This is a genomic window from Mesorhizobium sp. M1E.F.Ca.ET.063.01.1.1, assembly GCF_003998155.1.
Taxonomy (GTDB): domain Bacteria; phylum Pseudomonadota; class Alphaproteobacteria; order Rhizobiales; family Rhizobiaceae; genus Mesorhizobium.
In genome coordinates this window covers 1-1,315 of the sequence record NZ_RZSC01001142.1, presented here as the reverse complement: position 1 = coordinate 1,315, position 1,315 = coordinate 1, and the positions used below count along the sequence as shown (strand labels likewise).

Here is a 1,315-nt window from a genome sequence, read left to right as displayed (position 1 = left end):
GCCAGCGCTCGTAAAGGATGAAGACGAAGAGCAGGACCACGCCGGCGACGATCGCCGGCCCGGCCATCATCCCGCCGCCCTCGGCGTTCATCGCCGTCAATCCGTAGGCCAGCGCCCCGAAGGCGAGTGTGGCAAGCCCGGCGCCCCCGAGATCGAGACTGCGCTTTTCGGTCGGCTGGTCGGCCGGGATCTTGACGAGCAGCAGATAGATCGAAACCAGCCCGAGCGGCAGGTTGACGGCAAAGATCGCGCGCCAGACGCCATTGCCGAAGGTCGACAGCACGAAGCCGCCGAGCACCGGACCGAGCGCCGTCGTCAGCGCCGACGCGGCCGCCCAGATGCCGATCGCCCGGCCGCGCTCCTTCTTCGGATAGGCCTTGGCGATAATAGCGAGGCTGCCCGGCACCATGATGGCCGCGCCAATGCCCTGGATGGCGCGGAAGCCGATCAGCACCGCCGGATTGGGCGCCAGCGCGCAGGCGAGCGAAGCGGCAATGAAAAGCGCGATGCCGGTGACGAAGGCGCGCCTGAGGCCGAATCGGTCGCCGGCCGCACCGCCTGCCAGAATCAGCGCCGAAAGCGTCAGCGCGTAGGCGTTGGAGATCCATTGCGCCTCCGCCAGGCTGGCGCCGAGATTGACGCGCAGCGCCGGCATGGCGATCGCCAGGATCGAACCGTCGATGAAACCGAGCGCCGAAGCAAGGATCGCCGCCACCAGCACGAACTTGCGCCGCGTCTGAGGGCAGAACGTACCGTTCGCGCGAGGCGCGGTCGAAAGCGAATCGGCTGTGGTCTCGTGCGAGGACGCCATGAATGTCTGCTTAGCTCTCCGGCGCATTCCTAACAACGAGCCAGAGGATTGCGATTCTTGAAACCAGCTTGCACTGACCGAATGGCCAGGAGGGCGGCAATCAGGATGCAAACGAACCGTCGCGTGCTAGGTTCCGGCCCGTCGTTTCGAACTTGCGCCAGAGCAATTCCAGGAAAAGTGTGGAACGGTTGGGCTCGGCGACTTCGCCGTAGCCTTCCGTCCGGGATTGCGTAAAAACAAATAGTCTAAGGGGGAAGCCATGAAGCGACCGCTCGAACCGTCGGCCGAAGCGCGCGGGCGCATCGTCGGCATAACCGACGGCGTCTTTGCCATCGCGCTGACCTTGATCGTGCTGGAGATCAGGGTGCCGTCGCATGAAACGGTGCATTCGGAAAGCGAGTTGCTTGCCGCGGTTCTTGCACTCGCGCCGCGGTTCCTGACCTATGCGCTGAGCTTCCTGACGCTGACCATCTTCTGGTTCGGCCAGCAGGCGCAGCACAGCCT

Annotated in this window: 2 protein-coding genes; one reads left to right on the top strand and one right to left on the bottom strand. The window is 64.9% G+C overall.

Going from position 1 to position 1,315, the window contains the following annotated elements; genetic code table 11:
• Positions 1-811, bottom strand: an 811-nt coding sequence (locus tag EOA29_RS36740) for an MFS transporter (protein WP_127222410.1), incomplete at its 3' end; no start/stop codon positions are given.
• Between the two features lie 259 nt (positions 812-1,070).
• On the opposite strand from EOA29_RS36740, the gene EOA29_RS36735 reads away from it, so the two are divergent.
• Positions 1,071-1,315: TMEM175 family protein (locus EOA29_RS36735; RefSeq protein ID WP_127222409.1), on the top strand; the 245-nt coding region annotated here is incomplete at its 3' end.